The following is a 25,348-nucleotide window of genomic DNA, read 5'->3' as shown; positions in this document are numbered from 1 at the left end:
GAATAAGGAACCTAACACAAACGCTCTGAGATTGGTACGTTAACAATGAGTACGGCGACTTCGCAAATAAATATAACCCATAGAGATAAGTCTTAATTTATGAGGTCACTCTAGCAGATGATTTTAGGCAATTCGCAAAAATGCGTAAAAACCTTTGAAGATAGGCAGCATCTCCCCTATCTCATTCAATCAACCTTCTCATAAATAAAAATCGCTGACCTATTCTCTAAGCCAGCGATATCAAGAAAAAGCCGAGTTATTTTATTGAGTAATAATAAAACTGCTCACCGACATCATAGGCAATGTCGCTTTAAACATCTTATTACCCAATGTGTACGTCATATTTTTGTTGGAATAACTTGGGTTACCTGAAACCACAATGATCGAGTTATCAGGGTTTTTAAATGCCAGTACGTCTTCTTCTGTATTAACGCTGAGTAAATGCGCTCCAGGTTTGACCAAATTACTGAAGTGCTTCATGACATAATATTCAAAGTTATATGTCGCTTTTCCGCCAGCCATGCGGTCAACATTGATCAACGAATTTTGTTTCCAGCCCCAAGTACTGTTTCCTGTTGAGTCCAGCACCATATTCCAATACACGTAAGCATTCGCGCCACCCGCCAGATATTTTTCAATCAGGCTAAAGGTATATAAACCAGCAGCGATATCGTTTTTGCCGTCACCACACTCTGACTCGGTCTGCATTAATTTGATATCAGGGTGACGCTTATGGGTTTCAGCAATAGCGTATTTGCCATCCCATTGATAACCGACACCATCAATCTTGCCTTTTAATTTAGGATCTGTCAGCACAGGTTTGGCATAGGCTTCATAGTCACCATAGTTAATGGTGCCCAGCCAAACTTGGGCTTTTTGTTTGTCTTTTTTAAATTGGGGAACAAGGTAATCACGTAAGAAATCGCGCATCTCAACCCCAGTCCATTTACTGGAAGGAAAATCTTGGCAAGCCGCTGGCTCATTTTGTAGATGAATCTGTGTTAGGTTAATTCCTTCTTTCTGATATTCAGTCGCAAACTTAGATAAATATTTAGCGTACGCCGTTTGCGTTTTCTTATCCCAGATTAAATGGGCGTCTTTTTCAGAGCCGCGACAGCCATAAAATTGATTGGCTTTCATCCATGCAGGCGGTGTCCATGGCGACGCTAATACATCCAACTTCAGTTTGTATTTCATTGCCGCTTGTAGATAAGGAATCAGGTACTTATGTTCACGTTCCATAGAGAAATGCTTAAGATCATAGTCTCCGGCGACATCATCTAATGAGTAATAATCCATAGAGAAATCATTTGCGCCAACGGGGATACGCGCGATGGTGAGATTTAACCCTTCGTCACCAAATAAGCTCTTTACGATCTTATCGCGCGCATCAGGGGTTAGCCCCGACATGGCATCCCAACCTTTCTCATTAATTGCCGCGCCAAATCCATCAATCACTTGCAATGTTTTGCTTGGATCAATCGAGACAACACGATAATCGGTGTGATCTTTATTCACGACTTGGGGCGCAGCGTTTTGCTGCCAATACACCACATCATTGGATACGTTATTCCAACCTGATTGAATCCACTCAACCGATGTCGCATTAGCACCAAACGAAAGTACAGCACCGACCGCGATAAAACATGAGGATAACTTAAACATAGAGGTTCCTTATTAGAATGAGTCCGTTACAGCCCAAAAGCCTTAACGGTGTATTGGAAAAGGTGCGGCATTATTTCTCCATCAGAGCGAACTCTGTCTAGGTATCGAACAGGGATATGTGAAGGGCACCTCTGAAAAACGAGATCCGATAATGGCAGAATAAAAAATGGTAAACTCATTGTTTTACAAGCACATTGTCTTTTGCTAATGCACGTGTATTATCTGGTCAAAGGTCTGAATCGAAGCGCTAATAATGAAAAAACAAAATAAAGTCGCCATCCTACTGAATGCCAATAAAGCCTATGACCGCGGGTTAATTTCCGGCATTGGAGAATATATTCAATCGTCGTTTTGTCGGTGGGATGTCTATATTGAAGAGGACTTTTACTCAGATAACAAAAGTATTAATTTAACTAAATACGATGGCATTATTGCCGATTACGACAATCCAGAGACTCCGCACTATTTATCACAAACAGAGTCGATTATTGTCGGCATTGGTAGCTCTTATCACAATGGTGATGATTATCCGTCCATTCCTTACGTTGCGACAGACAACAGTAAAATTATCCAGCAAGCTTACGAGCATCTAAAAGACAAAGGATTACTGCACTTTGGCTATTACGGTTTTCCCGTGTGTGAACATTGGCGTTGGTCAGTCGAACGTGAAAAAGCCTTCGTGGAGCTGATTGAAAAAGAAGGCATGCAGTACAGTATCTATCGCGGTTTAGCCCCGCTAAATTGCCATTGGGAAGCTGCCGCAGAAGGCTTGGCTAACTGGTTGAAATCGTTAACCGAACCTACCGGAATCATTGTCGCCACCGACGCAAGAGCAAGACAACTTTTGCAAGTAATCGATGAATTAGGCATTCCGATCCCAGAACACCTTGCGGTTGTCGGCATTGATAACGAGGAAGTCACCCGTTACCTTTCGCGCATTCCGCTCTCATCGGTTGAACAAGGCGTTCGCACTATGGGATACCAAGCAGCGCAAATGCTCGACACCCTACTCAATGGTGAGCCACTTGAGCACGACCGAGTGATCGTGCCGCCAGAGAAAGTCCATGCGCGCCTTTCAAGTGACTATCGCTCAGTGAAAGACCCTGATGTGATTCGGGCACAACACTATATTCGCCTCAATGCCAGCAAAGGACTCAAAGTCGAACAGGTGTTGGACTATCTGCACGTGTCCCGCTCGCATTTAGATAATAAGTTTAAACAAGCACTGGGCTATTCCATTCACCACGAAATTCACACCAACAAACTCAATAAAGCGTTAGAACTGCTCAACCACACTAAGCTCAGTATTGCGGAAATCAGTAAAGCCTCCGGCTACCCTACGGTGCAATATATGTATGCCATCTTTAAAAAAGAATTTGATCGAACCCCAAATAGCTTTCGCGAAGAATAGCTGAACAATAACTAGGGTATCTGAGGCAAGAAATCGACCATTTTTATTCCTCGACTGTCGCCATTAAAAAAACAAAACCCTCTCTATCACAAAGCAACAGAGGGGGTTTTATAGAATGGATTCAATGAGTAATCCTTCGCTCACAAGAACCTAATAGATATTCTCTTTTGGGCTACATCACACCAACCTGGGTCGCTTTAGTTCGCAAGGCAAAGACCTGAGCCAAAACGATGTAGCTGACGCTGGTAGCAATGATGCCCACCAGCGGTGGCATCCATGGGGAAAGATAAGCACAGGTTGAACCGATAACATAAGCCGCTAAACCCACCCAGTGATAATTAGGTAGCGTGACACTCGCCAGTTTTGGCAGCTCGCCGCGATACACAAACCAATAGGATGTCATGATGACCGCGCCAATCGGCGGAATAAACGTGCCTAACAAAACCAGAAATGGAATCAGATAGTTATACATACCGAGCACAGCCAAGACGGTACCGATTGCCGCGCCGACAAGGGTAATGGTGCGTCTTTTGTCACTGCGCAGCAAATTACAGCCCGCAGCTGCAAAGTTGTAAATGGTGTTGTCTTGGGTCGTCCAAAGATTGGTAAACAGCATGGCGATAGCTAAGAACAGAAATCCTTGAGCCACCAGCACATCAACAATATCCGCATGTTGATAGATTAAAGCGCCATACGCGCCAATAAAGACCATCAGCCCATTACCCAAGAAGAACGCGATTAACGTTGCTATCACGGCTACTCGTCCCGATTTGGCAAAGCGGCTCCAATTGGTCGCTTGGGTAGCGCCACTGATAAAGGTGCCAATCACCACGGTAACCGCGGCGCTCATTGTCATACCAGAGGTAGGTTCGATACCAAACAGCGCGACCAAACCGCCTACATCGACTAAGCCGCGATAGAAACTGATCGCGATAAAAATCAGCATCAAGGGCACCGATATTTTGGAAAGAATATCGATCGCTCGATAGCCAATAAACGCAGAGATACAGAAACCAAAGCCAAACAGAATCATTAAAGGAAGTTGCCAAGATTTATCAAGATTCAACAGCGTCGTCAGAACAATCGCGATGGTCGCCACACCCCACGCATACCAACCAATTTGAGTAAATCCCAACACAAAATCCGCTAATCGGCTGCCCTTTTCACCAAAACAGTAGCGGCCCAATAACACCGTATTTAACCCTGTTTTGTACGCGATCCACCCTAATGCTGCGGCGTAGATGCCCAAAATAAGGTTACCCACCACAATAATCAGCAGCAGCTGATCAAATGAAAAAGCGGTACCGATACTGCCTCCTGCCCACATGGTGGCGGTATAAAAAGTGAATCCGAGTAGAATCACGGCCATCGATAACATCCCTTTACGATGGTTATTCGGCACTTCACTTAATGGAAAATCCGTGTCTTGGTGCATAGTCAACGCTCCTGCGCATATATAGATTATGCAACCTAGTTACAAAGAGTATGCCAATCCCAATCAGGGTCAAAACGGGAGCTTCGGGGAAAAAACTCCACAACGACGAACCAATTTAGTGCATCTAGGTGCTTATTGATTCATCTTGGTGAAGTGCAGATGATGAACAGTTTAAGGTTTAGGGTTAACACCTCACCTGCACTTTTGAGCCTTACTCGAGGAAAGCGTCTAACGCTTCTGTCGGTTGCTTAGTATTGGGATTCCAAGCACCCCATGTGTAACCTTGCCAGTTGTAGGCTTCTGGTTCCCAGTACATCACGCCAATGCCTTTGCCACTTTTCACGCTGCGCACTTTTTTGATTACATCAGCGACAATGGTTTTGGCCTCAGCATCATCCCATGGCACGCCGACTTCGGTGATCATCACTTCGGAACCATAGCGGCTTACCATGTCGTTAAGGTTAGATAAGCAAGCAGCGGTTGCCTGCTGCCACGTCATATTGGTCACGCTACGCGGGTACATCGAAGCACCAATCACATCCCATTGCGAGCCATTGTTTTTTAGCCCATCAAAGATCCAACGAAATACGCTGTTATCTTGGCAATTAGCCAGATGCACAATGATCTTGGCGTTAGGAAAGACCTCTTTTGCGGCATTACGGCCGCTATTAAATAACCACGCAAAGTTACGCATGTTGCTCGATGCCATGCCGTCGTTCCACAACATACCATTGTTGGTTTCATTACCAATTTGAATCCATTTAGGAGTGATTCCCGCAGCCTTAATCTGCTCTAGCGAATCGCGAGTGTAAGACCAAACACGGTCCATCAAGCTATTGAAATCGAGACTGCTCCACGCGTCTGGTTTCCATTGATTGCCGGGATCCGCCCACGTATCGCTGTAATGAAAATCGATCATCACGTCCATTCCCGCCGCCTTGGCCCACTGCGCTTTAGTGATGACATCCGCAAGCGAATTATAATAACCATCGCTCGGATTAACCCACACCCGCAGTCGCACTGCGTTCATCCCGTGATCACGTAATATCGACAGCACATCTTGTTTATATCCCCAATCGTTATAAAAGGTATAACCGCTGTCTTCCATTTGTGTTAACCAGCTAATATCAGCTCCTTTTACAAAGGCAAGCGTTGGAGTAGCAACCGCAATCAAATTCGCTAATAAAGCGCATTTTATGTATTTATTCATGGTGAACATCCTCAGACTGAATGAAATAACCTAGACTCAATAATCCGGCCATTAATTTATGATTTTTCAATATCACTTATTTGCCTGATAACCCTATCTCATCCCATTTTGAGCGTCAGATTTCACCTCACAATTACATCAGCCAACGTAATTGAGTTTTTTATTTTTAAATCAACATCAATAACGCATAGTAAATATTTACTCATTCTCTTTTGCGCGATCACAAAAAGCAGCCATGAAAAATCGATCATAAAAAAGCACCCATGGCAGTGGGTGCTTTCATTGAGATTAGGATTGAAAAAGCTTAATGCGAAAGAATTACCACCAAGCTTCAAATTGCGCACCGTAAAAGATGTCATTATCTTTGGTGCTATTTTTAAAGTAGGTACCTTCTTCATCTTTAAAATAAGAGACAAAGAAGCGTAATTCTGGGCGAGATAAGAACTCTTTACCAATGGTAAAGGCATGAGCCAACGTGATTTTTTCACCACCAGTTTTGGTTTCACTGCCACTGGTCCACGATTTCTTATCTTTAAAATAGCCGAGCTCTAACATGGTTTTGTTGTAGTTTGACCAGCTATAAGTTGGGCGCATCACAACCGATAATAGGTTTTCATCGTCGACGTAATCACCGTGATCTTGCGCGTAACCGTAAGTAATAACGTGGTCAATCAAGAAGTTCTCAGTTACTTTAAAATCACCGGTGTTAATTAAGCGGTAACCTTTAGCGCTGTTCACATCACCACTCCAAACATCGTACCAGCCACCGCCTTGCGAAATCATATTTTGCGCTAGGCCCTTAGTACCATATTGGAATACGGTTTTGTTATAACCACGATTAAAGCTTTGGCTCAATTGTGCGGTGAACATAAAACCATTATCGAAATCAAGCGAGTCGACATCGTCTTGCTCATCAGTAGGATTGACCACCGCGTAAGCTAGCGCAACTTCTGCCCATGCGCCATCCCATGGTTTTAAGTTTGAGTAACGCGCATCAAGATAATAGATGTTGAGATCATCGCTAGAAACCGCGTCATCAATGTCATCATCACCACGCACCACGGCAAGTGACACCGTACCAGGACCCGCATTTAGCCCTTCAATACCGGCGCCATAGCCAGAAATATTCAAGAATTTGGTATCGATAATGTGCAAATCTTGGCGTTGATAAAAGCGTTTACCCGCCCAGATGGTCGCCTCTGGCGCATCAGGGATATAACCTTTGATTTTCAAAGCCGCTTGTTTGATACCAAACTCCGCTTCACCAGAATCAGAACCGGAAGTTTTCTCGGTTTCCATGTTGCCATCCGACTCCATTGAAAACATGGTATCGAGATACATACTGTGGTCATCTTGGTTAAACAGCTCTTGGCCTAAACCAATTTCTGCATAAGTATCAAACTCGTTACCCAAACGACCTAATAAATTTTTGTGAAATTCATCACCACGTTGTAGGCCACCACCACTGCCTGCAATCCCTGTCCCAGCACGGACATAGCCATTAAAATCGACAGCGAAAGCAGAGCTTGAAGCCATGGCCACGCACAGTGCTAGATAGAGAGGTCTGCATTTTTGTTTCATGTTATTTTCCTTTTGTTATCGTTATTGCTTTTAATGATTGGGTAAATCATGGGTAAAGCGGTCCCTCAAGAATTATCTCGATTTCCATAACTTATTATTTCAGTCGAGAGCAAACAGGGAGGCAGTATTGCTCCTATCGACGAAATAGAGTTCAACAAAATAATTGGAGAGGGGCGCTTTTACTTTTTTACTTCACTATCTGAATATTCCTATTTTTTGATACACAACTACTTGATATAAAATTTCCCTTCACACCATTATCAACATTGCCACACAAGACAAATAATAATGGCGGCTATTTCTCTTGCGCTAACACAACAACTTCGTAAGGTTTTAATACCAATAAGTTGTCTGTGATTACTTTATTATGAATCAGGTCAACGTACGGGTGTTGTTTCAAGGCAACACTCTGCTCGCTATTTAAAAAGTTCATGACAAAGAGATACGCTTTATTACCTTGCTCACGCGTGGTAATCGAAATACCTAACGGCACCTCATCAAGAGGCTTCGCAATATTGTGGGTTAACACCAATTGACGATAAAACGCCCGATAGAACTCCACATCATGGCGTGCTGCCACATAATAAGCGCTGCCTTGACCATGTTGATTTACGGTTAAGCAAGGCGTTGCTGCGAACAGATCGCTTTGGTAATTCGCCACCGCTAGCGCCGTTTCCAAGTGCAGATGTTCGCACAGATGTTTAGCTTGGTAATGAGCCTGCAAATTCAATGCATTGCCAGAGATCGTTTGGCAATCCACTCGCTCATCATCATAGAGTGAATCAATCTCTTCCGCCCAAATACCAAAAGTACGGCGCAAAGGACTGTCACTGCCACCCGGGAAACCGCCAAGGAAACACAAATCTGTTTCGTTGACGATGCCGGTCCAGTAGGTTGCAACCAACACACCACCGCTCTTAACAAAGCTTTCCAGACGCTCTGCCACTCCGGGCTTAATGAGGTAAAGCATCGGTGCGACCACCACTTTGTAAGGCGTGAAATCACTCAGCTGCTCAATGATGTCGCAGTTAATCCCCTGCTCCCAAAAGCCGCGATAATGCTCAGACACTACTTGCTCGTAGTAGAGCCCCTGATTACGCGGGCCAGAGGCATCATCCATCGCCCAACGGCTCTCCCAATCAAACACGATCGCCACTTGCGATTGCGTTTGACTGCCACACACGTCACCCAGCGCGGCCAGTTGTTCACCCAGTTTGGTCACTTCACGCCCCGTACGAGTATCCGCATGACCAACATGATCGATTACTGCACCGTGGAATTTCTCCACCGAGCCACGACTTTTACGCCATTGGAAATACTGCACTGAGTCAGAACCGTGCGCGACCGCCTGCAGCGACGACAAGATGTGCATGCCGTTTTTCTTGAGTTTGGTGATCGGCTGCCAGTTGGTTTGACTTGGCGTCGACTCCATCAATAAAAACGGTTGCTGCTTCATGGTACGCATCAAGTCATGATACATAGCCGTGTAGCTCGCTAGCTCCAACTCATCAGCATCACGATGCCACAGTGGGTAGTTATCCCAAGAGACCACATCGATGACGTCTTTGAGTTTCCAATAGTCGTAATCGTAGAAATACTCCATAAAGTTGGTGATCACCGGCAAGTCGGGATTACACGCTTTCAGTGGCTCGATTTCATGCTGGCAGAACGCGACAACACAATCGGTTCGAAAACGTTTCCAGTCCAAGTTCAAGCCATGCAAAGAGTTTTCTCCCTTTGGCGATGGCGATTCAATTTGCGACCAATCACTAAAGGTATGACTCCAAAACGCCGTCCACCACTGCTGATTCAGATTATCCAACGTGCCATAACGTGCTTTTAGCCATTCACGAAAATGACTTTGGCAGGTCTCACAATGGCATTCGCCGCCGTATTCATTGGAGATATGCCAACCAATCACCGCAGGGTGATGGCTGTAACGTTCAGCTAATTTACGGTTGATAATGCCAACTTTGGTCAAATAGTTAGGTGAGTTATAACAGTGGTTATGACGTTCACCATGCAACTGTTTTACCCGGTTTTTATCGACACGTAACACATCGGGATAACGCTGTGACAACCATGCCGGACGCGCCCCGCTTGGCGTTGCCAAAAAGGCCGAAATCCCATTTTGCGCGAAGCGATCAAGCACGCCATCTAACCATTCAAAGTGAAACTCACCTTCTTTGGGTTCTAGCGCTGCCCAACTGAAAATACCCACAGACATAACATTACAATGCGTCTGCTTCATCAGTTGAATGTCTTGTTCCAAAATATCCGGACGATCAAGCCATTGCTCCGGATTGTAATCCGCTCCGTGGAGGAAAGAGTGGACATTTGGAATCACTGAACTGAACTGCGACATGAAGTTCTTCCTTAATGTGAATTAAATACTTGCATAGAGGGTAATGTGTTGCCTTGAAAATCGAATAACGCCTGATTTTCCCAAGAGTTACCTTCGGCCCAATGGTCTTGGATGTAATCCATCCCAGCATTGGTTGCCCAAGTTGCCCCTTTTACTGGTAGCCATTCAGGCTCCCAATACACGATACCAAGCCCCATTTTGTTCGGGAGATTGTTAAGCATCATCATGATGTCATTGATAAAATGCGCTTGGCCGTTAACCGAGATCGGATACCCTTCAATCGGCTTACTTTCGGCATAACCGTTCGCTAATGAATCGCCGTTTTTGCTGGTAAAAGGGAACGAAGTTTCGACCAGCATTACCGGTTTGTGATAACGGGCAATCACATCGTTTAAGTTCTCTTGCACTTTATCCATCGGACCGTGCCAGAACGGGTAATAAGACATACCAATCACATCGTATTGCACCTGGCGTTTGGTAATTTCATCGAACCACCAACGAAAGGCACCGTTATCACCTGCTTTGGCTAGATGAAGCATCACGGGAATGGTGTCGCCCGTTGGCGTGTTATCACGCACCCCTTTGATCCCCGCTTTAAGCAACTGCGCTAGACGATCAAACTCTTTGCCATCGCCGCCCCAACTCTTACCATCTGGCCACAACATGCCACTGTTGAGCTCGTTACCCACTTGCACCATATCGGGCACAACCCCCGCCTGACGATGGGCTTTCATCACTTGGTCGGTGTAGTCATACACCTTGGTCACCAGCTTATCGAATGGCAGTTTTTCCCAACTTTGTGGTTTCATCTGCTTGCCTGGGTCGGTCCAAAAGTCGCTGTAATGAATATCGAGTAGATATTTCATTCCATGGGCATGAGCGCGTTTGCCCAGTTCAATAGCGCGATCTAAGGTGGAGTTACCGCCGCCAAACGCTTTATGGTCTAGTGATTGTGGATTCACCCACAAACGAGCACGGATGTAGTTGATGCCGTGCGCCTGCATAATGGTGATCGCATCTTCTTGCTTGCCTTGGTCATAATATTTGGCGCCTAACGCTTCCAATTCAGGCAACATCGACACATCCATCCCCTTGATGAAATCAGGACGAACTTTGGCTGGAGCAATCACATAACTGTTGGTCTCTGCTGCTGGATTTGCGTTGCCAACCTCCGTCGATTGACAACCGGTGAGCACAACACTTAAACCCAATACTGCCCACGCTAAATGAGATACTTTCATGATGTAATTCCTTATAAACCTCAAGTACGACTTAACCTTTGGTACTGCCGGCAGTCAGTCCTGAAACGAAATATTTTTGCAATGATAAATAGAGCAACGCCACTGGGATGGAGATGAGCACTGCGCCTGCAGCATACGTGGTGTAACTCGCGCCCATTTTTTCCACGACCAAGTTATACAGCCCGATGGGCAAGGTGTAGTTTTCTGGCGAGCGCAATATTGTGGTCGCCAAAATGAAGTCACCCAATGGTCCTGTGAAAGAGAACAGCGCAACCACCGCAATAATCGGTTTGGATATTGGCAAGATGATCTCGATAAAGATGCGAAAATGCCCTGCTCCATCCATTTTGGCTGACTCATCCAAATCCTTGGGAATGGCATCTAAGTAGCCTTTCATCAGGTAGGTGTTCATTGGAATCATGCCGCCTACGTAAACCAATACCAACGCAAGATGGCTATTAATCAACCCCAGCATCTGCGCCAACACAAAGATCGCAATTAACGCCGAGAACTGTGGAATCATCTGCAACAATAAAAACAGCATCAGTCCATTTTCACGGCCTTTAAAGCGAAAACGCGAAAAGGCATACGCGGTACAGCAAACACTTATCAAGGTAAGAACCATGGTCAACACGCTGATTTTTAAGCTGTTCCAATACCACTGCAGATACGCCACACGATCATTGGCAAACAAGGTGGCGTAGTGCGCCAAGGTCGGATGCTCAGGGATAATCGAATCCCCCATAATGCTGTTACCGGGATAAAACGATGCACCAACTGTCCAAATCAATGGATAAATAATGATCACGCACACCACAAAAATCAGTAAGTAACTTAAGGTCAACCGAATTCGCTTACTGCGTTTAATACTCGTATTCATCACGACTTACCTTCTTTCTGATTTAAATGAGCTGGTCATTCTGAACTGCCACAACGCAATGCCGACCACAAAGATGGAGAGCAACAAAGTAATGGCCGAAGCAATCGAATATTGCGATGAAGACATGGTCAGTTTGTAAATCCAAGAGACCAAGATATCCGTACCACCTGCATTACTGCCTATCACCGCTGGCTCACCATTGTTAAACAGATAAATAATGTTGAAGTTATTGAAGTTAAACGTGTATTGAGTGATCAAAATCGGCGCAATTGAGTACAAAACCAAAGGCAAAGTAATGGTGCGCAGCTGTTGGAACTTGCTCGCGCCATCCATGGTGGCAGCTTCATATAAGTCGCCAGGAATCGCTTGTAACACCCCAGTGGTCATGGCAAACACGAACGGAAAACCCAACCACGTTTGAATCATGATTAACGCCGTTTTAGTCCAGAATGGATCGGTCAGCCAAGGCTTAGGATCGATGCCAAAGAAGTGCAAAATAACGTTATTGATGACCCCAAAGGTGTCGTTAAACATCCCAGTAAAAATCAAAATCGTCACAAAGCCAGGAACAGCCCAAGGCAAAATAAAAATCGTGCGAATCAGTGGCTTGAATTTCAGATCTTTTTGGTTGACCAAAATCGCCAATAATATCCCGACAGAGCATTGCAACGTGGTGGCTAATAACGTCCACACCACGGTCCATTGCAATACATCCACAAAGGTATTGCGCCATAAATTGACTTTAAAAATATTGATAAAGTTTTTAAGCCCCACCCAATCGACCAATTTCGCTGGTGGCGTGTTGTACAAGTTATAGTTAGTGAAACCGATTGCAAAGCCAAAAATAATCGGGAAAACCACCACAAATACCAACAAAATAAATGCGGGCGTTGTCATCAAATATGGGAAGCCAGCTTCCACAATATTACGAAACTGCTTGCGTACAGAATTCAGCTCTTGCCCTTCATCACGCAACTTACCATTGTGATAAGCATCAATAATGCTCAGAGCATAAATTAATAACCCAAACGCCCCAATAATGACGGAAATAATCCCGCCAGCCAGAAGGAATATTGAGTTATCCTCGGGCAATTTTTCGCCAAGAGTAATCAGACCCCACAGCCCATGCTGTAAAAAGTCATGACTTACCCCAACAAAACTGAATAAAAATATAAAGAAGGCTCCACCTTTCGCAAATTGACGATTATAAAACTGACCAAAGCCAGGAATAACACCCAATAACGCGGCAATAAAGCGGTGAGAGCTTGCCCTCTCACCGTGTGTAGAGGAATCTCCATATAACTCAGACATAACCAACCTCCGCGTCTAAACGCTGTGCGAATAAAACATAGTAATCTGAATCATGGCGGGGAAATTAATTCCCCATCATGGCGTGGTTAGCCTCTATTTGCATATTAATGGCATTCACTGCGCCATCTAATGCCGCTTTTGGTGCCTGTTTGCCAGTCGCAATTAACTGCAACGCATTATTGGCTGGGTTCCAAACTTCATTCATTTCTGGAATCGATGGCATTGAGGTAGCGCGAGCGGATTGAATTGCCACCGCGCGAGCACCTTCGTTATTTTTGATCACAGGATCGTCCACCAAGGCTTTGAGCGCAGGAACTTCACCGGTTAACACAAAACGACGTTTCGCGTTGTCATAGTTGTTGATGAACTCAATGTATTTCTCTGCTAACTCTTTGTTTTTAGAGTAGTAAGAAATGCTGTAGCTCTTCACGCCCATGAATGACCCCATCGGCTTGCCGTTAGGCAACATTGGCAGTGGCGCTACCCCATAGTTGATACCTGCCTCTTCATACGGTTTGAACGACCATGGCCCAGTTTCAACAATGGCAGCACGTTTTGAGGTAAACAACGAGTCAATCGCATTCAAGCCGTTGTTGCCCACAATCCCGGTTGGGAATAGTCCATCATGGTAAAATTTCTGAATGTATTCAGCACCTTTTACCGCGCCTTTGGTATTAAGCAGAATCTTTTCAGAATCGTATGAGCCATCGGCTTTCTTCGCGAACACATCGCCGCCCATACCATTTAAAATGCCATAGGTGTAATAGAGCTCATCCCATTTCGCGATAAAACCGTATTTACCCTCGGCTACAAATTTCTTCGACAAATCGTAAATGCCATCCATGCTATCGGGCAATTTAGGCACTAAGTCTTTGTTGTATATCATTACGATGGTTTCCACTGATTTTGGAATACCATACAGTTTGCCTTGGTACGTCAGAGCATTTAGTGACGATTGGGTAAAGGTATCTAACACCTTCTGCGGTACGGTCAGTGGGGTAATTAAACCTTGAATAACCGCACCACCAATCTGGTCATTAGGAATAAGGATGACATCTGGGCCAGTGCCTGCTGGGCCATCCATACGTAATGCTTCAATCTGACCACCATAAGGCAGCTCTTTTACTTGAACATCGACATCATTTTGTTGTTCAAATAATTTAACTGCCTCTTCGTTACCTTTGGACTTTTGAATATCTTCCCATATCAGTAACTTATTTTTGGCGAAAACAGATGAAGTCATGAATAAAGATGCAAATATCACAGAATAGCTGATAATATTGTTTTTTCTTCTTAGTTTGTTGTTATTTTTCATATTTCCTCTTGCTTTACGTTATTGGTAGCAGCTAAACTAAATTTACTAAATAAGTTGTCCCGTTCGCTGTATAAAATAATCCTTAGCAAATCCCATTCACTACCAAATTGCTAAGTATTTGTGATCTTAATCAATACTAAACACGCTGCTTGTGATTGGTTTACTAGAAATTAAGTAAATATTTACTAGTCAATGATAAATAAATCACAAATTGAGGATTTTTTATTTATAAATCAATTTTTCTATCAGCATAACGACAACAGGTAATACTATGGCTTCTATCAATCTTGCTGAACTCACCAAACGTTTTGGTGATACAGAGACTATTCATAACGTAAACCTTGCGATTGAAAACGGTGAATTTGTGGTGTTTGTCGGCCCTTCTGGCTGCGGCAAATCGACCCTACTAAGAATGATTGCTGGTCTGGAAGATATCAGCAGCGGCGAACTGAAAATCAACGGCCAAGTGATGAACGATGTTCCCCCTTCACAGCGTGGTGTCGCAATGGTGTTTCAGTCCTATGCGCTTTATCCGCACATGTCGGTGAAAGACAACATGGGCTACTCGCTCAAAGTAAAAAAAATGCCTAAAGCCGAGATCGACAAAAAGGTAGCACTGGTAGCTAAAGCGCTGCAACTTGAAGCCCTACTCGATAGAAAACCCGCGCAACTTTCTGGTGGTCAGCGCCAACGTGTCGCTATTGGCCGCGCCATCATTCGCGATCCTGAAGTATTTTTGTTCGATGAACCGCTCTCCAACCTAGATGCAGAGCTGCGCGTTGAAATGCGTCTGCACATTGCGAAACTGCACAATGATTTGAAAGCCACTATGGTTTACGTTACTCACGACCAAGTTGAGGCGATGACCTTAGCGGATAAAATCGTGGTATTACGCGATGGACGCATTGAACAAGTGGGTTCGCCAATGGAGCTTTACTATCATCCACAAAACCTGTTTGTCGCTGGTTTTATTGGCTCTCCCAAAATGAACTTCATTAACGCGAAATGTGTTAGTTGGCATGAAGATGCGCTGGTGCTCGATACCGGATTTGGCAATGCCCACATGACCTTACCGATTCACGTTGCACCAATGAACCCAGGTGAACCCATCACCCTAGGTATTCGTCCCGAGCATCTATCGCAAGAAGAGAATCAGATTAAGTTCTCGTTTGATACCGAAGTGATTGAACGCCTAGGCAGCAGTACGTATGTGTTTGGCCAGTGTTGCGGCATCGATAACTTTAAGTTCCTTTGCCAAGGGGATTGCACCTTTAAATCCAATACCACATTGGCACTTTATACCTCAGCCGATCAAATCCATCTCTTTGATAAAGAGGGTCAAGCTTTGGTGGAGAAAAAATTTAGTAAAGTTGGCTAACTCATCGCTTTTTAAGGGAATTGGTTAGGGTATGTTACCTATCCTAACCTCCCTCAGTGACCAAAAGTTGTACCGTTTACTGAACATCACGGTTTATTTGTATAGAGGGTTACCTTTGACCACGCTAAAAGATATCTCCATTCGTACCAATGTCTCGACGTCTACGATCTCTCGGGTCATTAACCAAGACCAAACTTTGTCTATTTCTGAGGCAAAGCGGCATGAAATTCTCTCCACAGTGGAAAAACTTGGCTACGTTTCGCCAAAGCAACGCAAAGCCAAGCAGGCGGATCCACAGTTGCACACCAGCGACGACAGCGCCCATCCGCTCGAATTGGTAATGGTGAATTTTCTCGACCCAGTGCGCGAAATTTCCGATCCCTACTTCACCTCCATTCGTGTGGGGATTGAAAATACCTGTTTCAAAAACAAAATTGCCGTGCGTACCATTCGCCGCGATATGATTGAAAAAAGTGCTCATTTGTTGAGTAAACCCAAAGCGGTTATCGCTGTTGGCCATTTCAATCAGCGCGAAATAGAGCTGCTCTATCAATACAATCAGAACCTGATTTTTGTTGATTCAAATCCACTTGGAATCAAAACCGATTCCGTCCTTTTTGACCGCTATGCCGCCGCACGTGAGTTAGTCAACTTAATCATCGCCAGTGGCGCTAAATACCCGGCATTTATTGGTAATGATGAATCGCGGCTGCATGTGTTTCGCCAGCTAATGCAAGAGCGCAACCTTTATCACGCTGAGCACTGTGTGGTGAGCAAAGAGTTTTGTATTGAATCTGGCTATCAAGCCATGTCGCAAATATTGGATACCGAGCATCAGCCCGACGTGGTGTTTGCCGCAACCGATGTGGTTGCCATGGGGGTTTATCGAGCTATTTATGAGCGCGAGTTGAGTATTCCTAACGATATCAAAGTGGTGGGAATGAACGATATTTCCACTTCTGCGCACATGAATCCTAGCTTATCAACCATGCGACTCTACCCAATGGAAATGGGCGAAACCGCCGTTGAGCTGTTTCTTGAACTGATCCACGGTAGAAAAGTGAAAAAGATGGTGCATCTTGGCTACGATTTTATCCAGCGGGAGAGTTTTTAAGTCTCCAGTTATCAATACCTTAAAGAGAATTTGCCAATGCATGCTTTTTGCTCTGTACGATAGAGCGAGAGCATGTTTGGCAAATCTCACCTCATGTACACAATAACAAACCCAGCTAAAGTCACTCGCCACATTGAAAACGCATCTTAGATTATCAACCCAGACCTCATAGGTGATATGAGCTCACCTTCCATTATCATTGCTATGGCTAACCTCGATAATGTCTTTTCGATAGCAGGACGCGCCGATAACGATTGAAGCGTCACTGCTGCGCCATAACATAAACCAAGAGGATTTGGCTGATTTATGTCCCGCTCTGACACAATGGTCGACGCACCACACCATTTGCTCTCGCTAGGCAAAATTTTACTGTTCGCCATCACTGGCGGGCTTGCGGTCGGTAATCTTTACTGGGCACAACCACTGCTGGTAACCATTGCCGCCACTCTCGACGCTCCAGTGCAATTGATGGGGGGATTAATTACCGCCACACAAATCGGTTATGCCCTCGGGATTTTACTGATAGTACCTTTAGGCGACTCACTGAACCGCAAGCGGCTGATTCCCTCGGTCATGTTGTGCTCTGTTGTGGCGCTTCTTCTATGCGCCAGCGCCAATAGTTTTATCTCGTTGGCTATTGCTATGGCGTTACTGGGATTGACTACGGTGTCTGGTCAATTAATCACACCGCTTGCCAGCGAATTAGCACCACCGGATCAACGAGGCAACATCGTTGGAATCATTGTATCCGGTATACTGACAGGCATTTTGTTGTCGCGATCGATTAGCGGTTTGGTCGCGGATGTTTTTGGTTGGCGGGCTATCTATTTCGCCGCCGCACTCACTATGCTACTACTCTCCATCGCCCTTTATCGGGCAATACCGCAGCAAAAGCCCAAACCCCAGGTTGCCTATTTTTCCTTATTGGTTTCGGTTATCACCACCGTTCGCACCTACCGCGCTGCTCAGATCACCTTGCTGATTGGTGCTTTGTCTTTCTTTGCCTTTTCAACCCTGTGGACCGGCATCACTTTTTTACTTAGCGCTTCACCGTTTGAGTATTCATTAAGTCAAATCGGCATGGTCGGTTTAGTAGGACTTGCTGGGGCCTTAGTTGCTCGCAAAGTGGGAGGATTACACGACCGAGGTCAGAGTTATCAAGGCTTACTTATCGGTTTAGGATTGGCGATTTTTGCCCTGCTTATGACGTTTTTTCGTCCGGACTCTATCTACGTTCTATTGGTGGCTATTTTGGTCTTCGATGTAGGCATTCAAATGCTCAACGTCCTCAACCAAACACGCCTGCTGACCATCGCGCCGCATGCAAGAAATCGCCTCAACACCGCTTTTGTTTCCTGCAACTTTGTTGGCGGCGCAATAGGTTCCGCTCTTGCTGGCCTGCTCTGGAATAACGGCGGCTGGAAAACATTAACACTCACCTGTCTTAGCGCATTGATCGTCGCGTTGATTCTGGTGACCAGCAGTCGAAAATGGCTGAGCACGGTGACGGGGCATGACAAGTAGGCTGTGAACCTGATTAATGAGCATCACTCAATAATGAATGAAAATATTGGCTATTATCGGTTGGTGATTAGGTTGATAGGCTGGCGTCAATCAAATTCTATTTTCTAATTTTATCCACTTGAGAGGGAATACGGTGTCAGTCACTATTCAACACGTCATTGAGGGGTTTACCAACCGCGAATTAGACACACCAGAGCGACAAGCATTCGCCAACCAACTGTTTCAAGAAGCCATTCAAATCTGCATGGAACTCAATTGCCAATACCACACGCCAGAACAGCTGATCACCATCATGTCACGTTTAACCGGTAAACCCGTTGATGAGTCATTTCGTTTGTTTCCCCCGTTCTACACCGACTTTGGAAAAAACATCTCGATTGGCACGGATGTTTTCATTAACTCAGGTTGTCATTTTCAAGATCAGGGCGGGATTACCATCGGAGATCATTCATTGATTGGGCATAAAGTGGTGCTAGCAACCATCAATCATGATCTCAACCCAACCAATAACCGAATAAATCACTATGCCCCGATCCACATTGGGCAACACGTCTGGATAGGCTCAAATGCCACCGTGTTGCCAGGCGTCACTATCGGTGATTGGGCGGTGATTGCTGCAGGTGCAGTTGTAGCCAAAGATGTCCCCGCTTATACCGTCGTCGGTGGTGTTCCCGCCAAAGTACTCAAAACAGTTGAGAGCGCAGAGCATTTTTGATCGATGCCAAAGGGCTTAGCATGCTGAGCCCTAAATCTGTTTAAAACAGGGGTTACTTTCCCTGATAACGAAGTGTGTTTACCAATGCATGAAAAGCCGGAGAATCCTGCCTGCGGTGTGGATAATATAAATAGTAACCATCAAAATAAGGACACCAGTCGAGCAGAAAAGCGACCAGTTTTCCTTGCTGTAAGTACTCCTCGACATAATACTCTGGCAAATAGGCAATCCCTATCCCATCTAAAGCCGCAGCGAGAACATGCGGATTGCTGTTCGCAGTGTATTGACCTTTCACTTTTAAATTAAGCTTCTTATCCCCTTTTTGAAATTCCCATGCGTATAAACCACTTTTATCTGAGTAGCGAATATTAATGCAGTTATGACTTAGCAAATCTTCTGGTTTTTTAGGTGCACTGTGGTTACGTAGATACTGCGGAGAAGCCACCACAACCTGTCGCCAATCTGGGCTGATTTTTACAGCAATCATGTCATTATTGAGGTCTTCACCTAACCTAATGCCCGCATCGAAGCGATCTTTCACAATATCGGTCAGGGTGTAATCCACTGAAATCTCAATGTTAACCTCGGGATATCGGCTTAAAAAACGAGGCAACTTAGGCTGGAGAATATACTGTATAGCATCATCTGCAGCGGTGATGCGAATATTGCCCGCAGGTTTATCTTTGAGTTCATTGAGCCTTAGAATGGCATCATCGACCTTCTCAAACAAAGGTGTTAAGTCGTCAATGAGCTGCGTCCCCGCCTCGGTTGGCGAGACGCTTCGAGTGGTTCGAGCAAATAGCCTCACCCCTAACCGCTCTTCTAGCATTTTCAGTGTATGGCTTAAAGCCGATGGGGTAACTCCGAGTTCGGCAGCGGCTTTGGTTAAGCTGCCGTGACGTGCAATCACAAGAAATGCTTTTAATTCATCCAACTTAGCTCTCCTTTTTTCGTCGCCGAAGTATAGCATTCGATATTGCTATCGAGACCTCGTGATTCATGAATATTACTAACAAATGAATGAAATTTTAGACTATTAATCTGCCGCTCTCTATTTGGTAAATTACTCAATGATCAGCAAAAAACAGAAATACCTTACAGAATATATAGTTAATTTTTTCAATACCTTAATTCTAAATTCACCAAAAAAATCTCGCTAAATCGTCACCTAAAATCGCTTAACTTTTTTGTTTGCATCCGAATCATCAACGTCTAATTAACAACACTGCAGAGGAACACTATGGCTCAACACTATATTCCACCCCAAGTTTGGTCGATTGAACTCGATGATGACAAAACAATCAGCGCAGCTAATCGCCCAACTTCAGGGGCTCGATTTGAGCAACCGCTGCCCAAAGGGATACATGCATTACAGCTCTACTCAATGGGAACGCCGAACGGGCAGAAAGTCACCATTATGCTTGAGGAGCTACTGGCGCTGGGGATTCACCAAGCGGAATATGATGCGTTCTTAATTGCGATTGGTAAGGGAGATCAATTTGGCTCAGGCTTTGTCGATATCAATCCCAACTCGAAAATCCCTGCATTGGTTGACTACTCACAACCTGAACCGATTCCTATTTTTGAATCAGGCCATATTTTGCTTTATCTCGCCGAAAAATTTGACCGTTTGCTCCCTCGCAATTTGATGGAAAAAACTACTGTGTTGAACTGGCTATTTTGGTTGCAAGGATCGGCCCCCTACGTTGGTGGCGGCTTTGGCCACTTTTATTATTTTGCTCAAGAGAAACTGGAGTATCCGATTAATCGTTTCACCATGGAAACCAAACGCCAATTGGATGTTCTGGATAAGCAATTAGCCAAACACCCCTATGTAGCGGGCGAGCACTATAGCATTGCGGATATTGCGATATGGCCTTGGTTTGGCAACCTCGTTTTAGGCAATTTATATAATGCGACTGAATTTTTGCAAGTCAATGATTACCCACATCTTTTGAAATGGGCCCAGATGATCAATTCACGACCAGCCGTGCAAAGAGGACGTATTGTAAATCGCTTGATGGGCGAAGAGTGGGAAAAACTGACCGAAAGGCACTCAGCTTCGGATATTGACCAAGTGTTAAGCAAAAAGCCTCAATAGGCGGTCATCACAACGCAGAAACACGGTATCTATTGGTCACTATTATTGATAACCCAGTATGGAGAAATGGGCATGAATGAAGAGACAGATAAACAGAGAAGAAAAGTATTAAAACTCACAGGAGCGATAGGCATTGGTGCAATGCTCTCAAGCCCTTTCAATGTCTTCGCCAGTGAGCCGAATCGGCGTATTCCATCGCGCGGTTACGCTGCATTTGATGAATCTGGGGTGCTAAAACCTTGGACCTTTGAACGTCGACCAGTGGGCGATAACGATATTCTTATCGACATCAAGTTCGCCAGTATTTGCCACTCCGATATCCACCAAGAAAAGGGGCACTGGGGTAAACAGCAATACCCACAAGTGCCCGGCCATGAAATCGTCGGCATTGTTTCTGCGGTAGGGAAAAACGTTTCAAAATTCAAAGTGGGTGATCGGGCTGGTGTGGGTTGTATGTGCGGAAATCACTATCACCACCATGATACCGATGAAGAACAATACAACGCTGATACTCTATTTACCTATGGTTTCCCTGACGATCGCTCGCCGACTGGCATCACTCAAGGCGGGTACTCCAACAATATCGTGGTCGAAGAAGATTTTGCGGTACACATTCCGCAAAGTGTCAGCTTTCAAGAAGCCGTGCCGCTACTTTGCGCAGGCATTACCACCTACTCACCACTGATGCGTGCCGACATTAAACCCGGCATGAAAGTGGGTGTCGCGGGGATTGGTGGCTTAGGCCATCTTGCCGTGAAAATCGCCGTATCTAAAGGTGCGGAAGTGTACGCGTTCACCACCAGCCCAACCAAAGTCAAAGACATTCTTGCCTTCGGCGCCAAAGAAGCCATCGTGGTTGACGACCTCGCCAAACTCCAGCCATACCATGGTCAACTGGATTATGTCATCTCCACTATCCCTTACGACTTTAACGTTGCTGCCTATGCAGCTGTGGTGAAACCGTACGGAACATTTACGCAAGTTGGGATGCCGATCAATTCAGAAGTCACCATGAGCGCACTCTATTTGGCCTTTTCCCGCGTTAATTTCAATGCGTCATTAATTGGTGGCATGAAAGAAACCCAAGAAGTGGTGAATTACTGCGCCAGCCATAATGTGCTGCCGAATATTGAGATGATCAACGCTAACCAAATCAACCAAGCATGGGAAAACGTTGTCGATAAAAAAGCCCGCTATCGATATGTCATTGATGCGAGCACTTTTTAGTTAGCTAGAAAATAAGGAAGACAGGGAGTCTTCCTTATTTTTTATGACCAAAGCTTTTGATTTTGCGTGATTCGGGCGGAATCGATAATCACATCTCGGTTAATCACCACTGCGCCTGCTATTCGTTACAAAGCCCATTACTTTTTAACCCAATAATTCCATTCAAAATCATTTTTCCCTGATGCTACGTGCCACTGGTATTTGTGAATTTCACTAACAAATAAATCAAATTTGTAGCTATTAATTCCTCGACGCTTGCTTGGTAAAGTCTTTCTCAACGAAGGCAAATACGATGTTTATGAAGCCTCTTTGCTTTTTATTTTCTTAGTGTCAAAAGGTTACTCAATGGAAAACTTCATCTTTCATAATCCGGTTAAAGTGCTGTTTGGCAAAAATCAAATCGCACAAATTAATAACGAAATTCCCCAAGACAAACGTGTCATGATTGTCTATGGCGGCGGCAGTGTGGTGAAAACAGGTGTTCTGCAACGCGTTAAAGATGCATTAGAAAACGACATTGTTTTCGAATTTGGCGGTGTTGAAGCGAACCCTCATTACGAAACATTGATGCGTGCCGTTGAGATCGTAAAATCAGAAAATATCGACTTCTTGCTTGCTGTCGGTGGTGGCTCTGTTATTGACGGAACCAAATTCATTGCTGCTGCAGCAAAATATCAAGGCGATGCTTGGGAAATAGTCAAAAGCTACGGCAATGTTGTGCAAGATGCGCTGCCGATTGGCTGTGTGTTAACTATTGCAGCAACAGGCTCAGAGATGAATAACGTGGCTGTAGTCACCAAAGCGGAAACCAAAGACAAATTGTTCTTTGGCTCTCCTTACGTACTGCCAAAATTCTCGGTTTTAGAGCCAGAAATTACCTTTACGCTGCCTAAAAATCAGACCGCAAATGGTGTGGTGGATGCATTTATCCACATTCTGGAGCAGTACATCACCTACCCGGTTAATGCCAAAATTCCTGACCGTATCGCAGAAGGTCTGCTTAATACGCTAAAAGAAGATGGACCAAAAGCGCTGACCCAACCTGATAACTATGAAGCGCGCGCCAATATTATGTGGTCTGCCACCATGGCATTAAACGGCGTGCTAAGCACAGGCGTTCCTGCCGACTGGGCAACACACATGATCGGTCAAGAAATCACGGGGCTTTATGGACTTGATCATGCCCAAACGCTAGCGATCGTGTTGCCTGCGCTGTGGACTTTCTGCAAAAAAGAGAAATCCGCGAAGCTTGCCCAATACGCAGCTCGTGTATGGGACATCCCAGTGCAAGATGAACTGGCGATGGCGGAAAAAGCGATTGCATGCACTACTCAGTTCTTTGAATCCATGGGGATTAAAACCCATCTATCCGACTATGGATTAGGTGAAGAAATCATCCCGATCGTCGTGGCAAAACTGGAAGAACACGGTCATGTCAATATTGGTGAAAACCAATCCATCACCGCTGAAAGTGCAGCTGAGATCCTTAAACTCGCTCTGTAATCTTAAGAGCAAGAAGCGTTCAGTGATAAGAGTGCTGAACGCTCCTTATCTCACATAAAAACAAGCGGTATACCACCTCTAAAATCCACCCATATTCAGCGACAAGTCACAGCGCATGGATTGCCATGCTCTTTAAAACACCATTACCAATTTTCGAGATATCCATGACAAAACATGAAAAACCAATGCCTTATATGGCGTTGCTCGCCTTTGCCATGACGGGTTTTATCTGCATTATGACAGAAACTATCCCAGCAGGTTTGCTTCCAGAGATAAGCCATGACTTAGCGATTCCACTATCGACAGCTGGCCAGTGGGTGACCGCCTATGCGTTAGGCTCACTGTTTGCCGCTATTCCGTTAACCATTGCGACCCGCGCGTGGTCACGCCGAAATGTTCTGCTCACCACCGTGCTTGGTTTTATTCTATTTAATACCTTAACGGCACTATCAACCAACTTAGTGCTCACTTTCACCGCCCGCTTTTTAGCGGGAGCCTGTGCGGGATTAGCTTGGAGCTTACTGGCCAGTTATGCACGCCGCATCGTCGAGCCATATCAACAAGGCAAAGCGATGGCGATCGCTATGGTGGGCACTCCGATTGCTCTTTCCGCTGGTGTTCCTTTAGGCACTTGGCTTGGGCAAGTTTTGGGTTGGAAATTAACTTTTGATGCAATGTCGATTCTTTCTGCATTGCTGATGATTTGGATCGCTGCGTATGTACCAAATGTCCCAGGACAATCAAAACAGATGAAACTGGAATTTAGCAAGGTACTGCATATTAAAGGGGTCAAACCTGTACTGGCGGTGGTAATGACATGGATGCTTGCGCATAACATCCTTTATACCTATATCGCGCCATTTGTTCAGCCATCGGGAATGAATAGCCATGTGCAGTGGGTCTTGATGATCTTTGGTCTCACCTCTTTAGTCGGCATTGTTATCACTGGGAAATTGATCGACAAATACTTGCGCAAAATGGTGTTGATTTCACTGCTGTGCTTCTTCCTTGTTGCGGTCATTTTCAGTCTATTTATCAAAAGTTCCGATGTCATTCTGATTGGAACCGCCATCTGGGGATTAACCTTCGGCGGCGCAGCCACTCTACTGAATACCGCATTAGCTGATGCGGCAGGTGAATGGGCTGAACTTGCTATGTCCTTAACCGTAGTGAGTTGGAATAGTGCCATTTCCCTTGGCGGAATCGTAGGCGGCGTGCTGCTGCAATTCTATGGTACATCATCACTACCAGTGACGTTAGCTGGGCTACTGTTCGTCAGTTTATTGATTGTAAAAATCAATTCGACGTACGCGTTTCCTCACCGTCGATAAGGCAGTTTTTATCGACAAATACCCACTCGGTTTCACCTTCT

The 25,348-nt window shown here is 45.0% G+C and carries 19 protein-coding genes; 9 read left to right on the top strand and 10 right to left on the bottom strand.

The window, feature by feature from the left end; all coding sequences use genetic code 11:
- Window positions 1–261: 261 nt before the first annotated feature.
- Window positions 262–1,665 (bottom strand): glycoside hydrolase family 30 protein, encoded by a 1,404-nt coding sequence (locus tag OCV11_RS07635; protein ID WP_261896047.1) that lies wholly within the window; start codon window positions 1,663–1,665, stop codon window positions 262–264.
- Window positions 1,666–1,918: 253 nt separating this feature from the next.
- Here OCV11_RS07635 and OCV11_RS07630 point away from each other — a divergent pair, with 253 nt between their 5' ends.
- Window positions 1,919–3,076, top strand: coding sequence for a XylR family transcriptional regulator (locus OCV11_RS07630; protein WP_261896046.1), 1,158 nt, complete (start codon window positions 1,919–1,921; stop codon window positions 3,074–3,076).
- 172 nt (window positions 3,077–3,248) lie between these two features.
- Here OCV11_RS07630 and codB read toward each other — a convergent pair whose 3' ends face one another.
- The 8 genes from codB to OCV11_RS07590 all read right to left on the bottom strand — a co-directional run bounded on the left by codB (window position 3,249) and on the right by OCV11_RS07590 (window position 14,342).
- Complete coding sequence (codB, locus tag OCV11_RS07625) at window positions 3,249–4,511, bottom strand: cytosine permease (RefSeq protein WP_261896045.1); 1,263 nt, start codon at window positions 4,509–4,511, stop codon at window positions 3,249–3,251.
- Window positions 4,512–4,722: 211 nt separating this feature from the next.
- Window positions 4,723–5,721: a glycoside hydrolase family 53 protein gene (locus tag OCV11_RS07620; protein WP_261896044.1), complete on the bottom strand. Its 999-nt coding sequence runs from the start codon at window positions 5,719–5,721 to the stop codon at window positions 4,723–4,725.
- Window positions 5,722–6,039: 318 nt separating this feature from the next.
- Window positions 6,040–7,302 (bottom strand): maltoporin LamB, encoded by a 1,263-nt coding sequence (gene lamB, locus OCV11_RS07615; RefSeq protein WP_261896043.1) that lies wholly within the window; start codon window positions 7,300–7,302, stop codon window positions 6,040–6,042.
- A gap of 295 nt (window positions 7,303–7,597) precedes the next feature.
- Window positions 7,598–9,667, bottom strand: coding sequence for a beta-galactosidase (locus OCV11_RS07610; protein ID WP_261896042.1), 2,070 nt, complete (start codon window positions 9,665–9,667; stop codon window positions 7,598–7,600).
- Between the two features lie 11 nt (window positions 9,668–9,678).
- A complete protein-coding gene (locus tag OCV11_RS07605; RefSeq protein WP_261896041.1) occupies window positions 9,679–10,908 on the bottom strand; it encodes a glycoside hydrolase family 53 protein in 1,230 nt (409 codons plus the stop codon).
- Window positions 10,909–10,939: 31 nt separating this feature from the next.
- Window positions 10,940–11,788 carry a sugar ABC transporter permease gene (locus OCV11_RS07600; RefSeq protein ID WP_261896040.1) on the bottom strand — a complete coding sequence of 283 codons (849 nt, stop codon included), beginning with the start codon at window positions 11,786–11,788 and terminating at the stop codon, window positions 10,940–10,942.
- A 6-nt stretch (window positions 11,789–11,794) separates the two neighbouring features.
- Window positions 11,795–13,099: a sugar ABC transporter permease gene (locus OCV11_RS07595; protein WP_261896038.1), complete on the bottom strand. Its 1,305-nt coding sequence runs from the start codon at window positions 13,097–13,099 to the stop codon at window positions 11,795–11,797.
- A gap of 64 nt (window positions 13,100–13,163) precedes the next feature.
- The gene (locus OCV11_RS07590; protein WP_261896037.1) at window positions 13,164–14,342 is read right to left on the bottom strand and encodes an extracellular solute-binding protein; all 1,179 of its coding nucleotides are present in this window, start codon (window positions 14,340–14,342) and stop codon (window positions 13,164–13,166) included.
- A 343-nt stretch (window positions 14,343–14,685) separates the two neighbouring features.
- Between OCV11_RS07590 and OCV11_RS07585 the strand changes: the two genes are divergently transcribed.
- From OCV11_RS07585 to OCV11_RS07570, 4 genes are all read left to right on the top strand, one after another.
- Window positions 14,686–15,792 carry an ABC transporter ATP-binding protein gene (locus OCV11_RS07585; RefSeq protein ID WP_261896036.1) on the top strand — a complete coding sequence of 369 codons (1,107 nt, stop codon included), beginning with the start codon at window positions 14,686–14,688 and terminating at the stop codon, window positions 15,790–15,792.
- 31 nt (window positions 15,793–15,823) lie between these two features.
- On the top strand, window positions 15,824–16,906 hold the full coding sequence (locus OCV11_RS07580) for a LacI family DNA-binding transcriptional regulator (RefSeq protein ID WP_261896035.1): 1,083 nt from the start codon (window positions 15,824–15,826) through the stop codon (window positions 16,904–16,906).
- A 306-nt stretch (window positions 16,907–17,212) separates the two neighbouring features.
- Window positions 17,213–18,430, top strand: coding sequence for an MFS transporter (locus tag OCV11_RS07575; protein WP_261896033.1), 1,218 nt, complete (start codon window positions 17,213–17,215; stop codon window positions 18,428–18,430).
- Window positions 18,431–18,563: 133 nt separating this feature from the next.
- Entirely contained in the window at window positions 18,564–19,145 is a 582-nt protein-coding gene (locus tag OCV11_RS07570; RefSeq protein WP_261896032.1) for an acyltransferase, read from the top strand.
- A 52-nt stretch (window positions 19,146–19,197) separates the two neighbouring features.
- On the opposite strand, the gene OCV11_RS07565 is transcribed toward OCV11_RS07570, so the two are convergent.
- Complete coding sequence (locus OCV11_RS07565; protein ID WP_261896031.1) at window positions 19,198–20,079, bottom strand: LysR family transcriptional regulator; 882 nt, start codon at window positions 20,077–20,079, stop codon at window positions 19,198–19,200.
- 306 nt (window positions 20,080–20,385) lie between these two features.
- On the opposite strand from OCV11_RS07565, the gene yghU reads away from it, so the two are divergent.
- From yghU to OCV11_RS07545, 4 genes are all read left to right on the top strand, one after another.
- Window positions 20,386–21,246 carry a glutathione-dependent disulfide-bond oxidoreductase gene (yghU, locus tag OCV11_RS07560; RefSeq protein ID WP_261896030.1) on the top strand — a complete coding sequence of 287 codons (861 nt, stop codon included), beginning with the start codon at window positions 20,386–20,388 and terminating at the stop codon, window positions 21,244–21,246.
- Window positions 21,247–21,318: 72 nt separating this feature from the next.
- A complete protein-coding gene (locus OCV11_RS07555; protein ID WP_261896029.1) occupies window positions 21,319–22,473 on the top strand; it encodes an NAD(P)-dependent alcohol dehydrogenase in 1,155 nt (384 codons plus the stop codon).
- Window positions 22,474–22,818: 345 nt separating this feature from the next.
- Entirely contained in the window at window positions 22,819–23,976 is a 1,158-nt protein-coding gene (locus tag OCV11_RS07550; protein ID WP_261896028.1) for an iron-containing alcohol dehydrogenase, read from the top strand.
- A 164-nt stretch (window positions 23,977–24,140) separates the two neighbouring features.
- Window positions 24,141–25,307, top strand: a complete 1,167-nt coding sequence (locus tag OCV11_RS07545) for an MFS transporter (protein WP_261896027.1) — start codon at window positions 24,141–24,143, stop codon at window positions 25,305–25,307.
- The last annotated feature ends 41 nt before the right edge of the window (window positions 25,308–25,348 follow it).

The organism is Vibrio porteresiae DSM 19223, from assembly GCF_024347055.1.
In the GTDB taxonomy this organism is placed as follows: Bacteria; Pseudomonadota; Gammaproteobacteria; order Enterobacterales; family Vibrionaceae; genus Vibrio; species Vibrio porteresiae.
This window is presented reverse-complemented; position numbering and strand designations above follow the sequence as displayed.

Coding starts and splice junctions, on each gene's coding strand:
- OCV11_RS07635 (WP_261896047.1), bottom strand. CDS start 1,665: ATGTTTAAGTTATCCTCATGTTTTATCGCGGTCGGTGCTGTACTTTCG.
- OCV11_RS07630 (WP_261896046.1), top strand. CDS start 1,919: ATGAAAAAACAAAATAAAGTCGCCATCCTACTGAATGCCAATAAAGCC.
- codB (WP_261896045.1), bottom strand. CDS start 4,511: ATGCACCAAGACACGGATTTTCCATTAAGTGAAGTGCCGAATAACCAT.
- OCV11_RS07620 (WP_261896044.1), bottom strand. CDS start 5,721: ATGAATAAATACATAAAATGCGCTTTATTAGCGAATTTGATTGCGGTT.
- lamB (WP_261896043.1), bottom strand. CDS start 7,302: ATGAAACAAAAATGCAGACCTCTCTATCTAGCACTGTGCGTGGCCATG.
- OCV11_RS07610 (WP_261896042.1), bottom strand. CDS start 9,667: ATGTCGCAGTTCAGTTCAGTGATTCCAAATGTCCACTCTTTCCTCCAC.
- OCV11_RS07605 (WP_261896041.1), bottom strand. CDS start 10,908: ATGAAAGTATCTCATTTAGCGTGGGCAGTATTGGGTTTAAGTGTTGTG.
- OCV11_RS07600 (WP_261896040.1), bottom strand. CDS start 11,788: ATGAATACGAGTATTAAACGCAGTAAGCGAATTCGGTTGACCTTAAGT.
- OCV11_RS07595 (WP_261896038.1), bottom strand. CDS start 13,099: ATGTCTGAGTTATATGGAGATTCCTCTACACACGGTGAGAGGGCAAGC.
- OCV11_RS07590 (WP_261896037.1), bottom strand. CDS start 14,342: ATGACTTCATCTGTTTTCGCCAAAAATAAGTTACTGATATGGGAAGAT.
- OCV11_RS07585 (WP_261896036.1), top strand. CDS start 14,686: ATGGCTTCTATCAATCTTGCTGAACTCACCAAACGTTTTGGTGATACA.
- OCV11_RS07580 (WP_261896035.1), top strand. CDS start 15,824: ATGTTACCTATCCTAACCTCCCTCAGTGACCAAAAGTTGTACCGTTTA.
- OCV11_RS07575 (WP_261896033.1), top strand. CDS start 17,213: ATGTCCCGCTCTGACACAATGGTCGACGCACCACACCATTTGCTCTCG.
- yghU (WP_261896030.1), top strand. CDS start 20,386: ATGGCTCAACACTATATTCCACCCCAAGTTTGGTCGATTGAACTCGAT.
- OCV11_RS07555 (WP_261896029.1), top strand. CDS start 21,319: ATGAATGAAGAGACAGATAAACAGAGAAGAAAAGTATTAAAACTCACA.
- OCV11_RS07550 (WP_261896028.1), top strand. CDS start 22,819: ATGGAAAACTTCATCTTTCATAATCCGGTTAAAGTGCTGTTTGGCAAA.
- OCV11_RS07545 (WP_261896027.1), top strand. CDS start 24,141: ATGACAAAACATGAAAAACCAATGCCTTATATGGCGTTGCTCGCCTTT.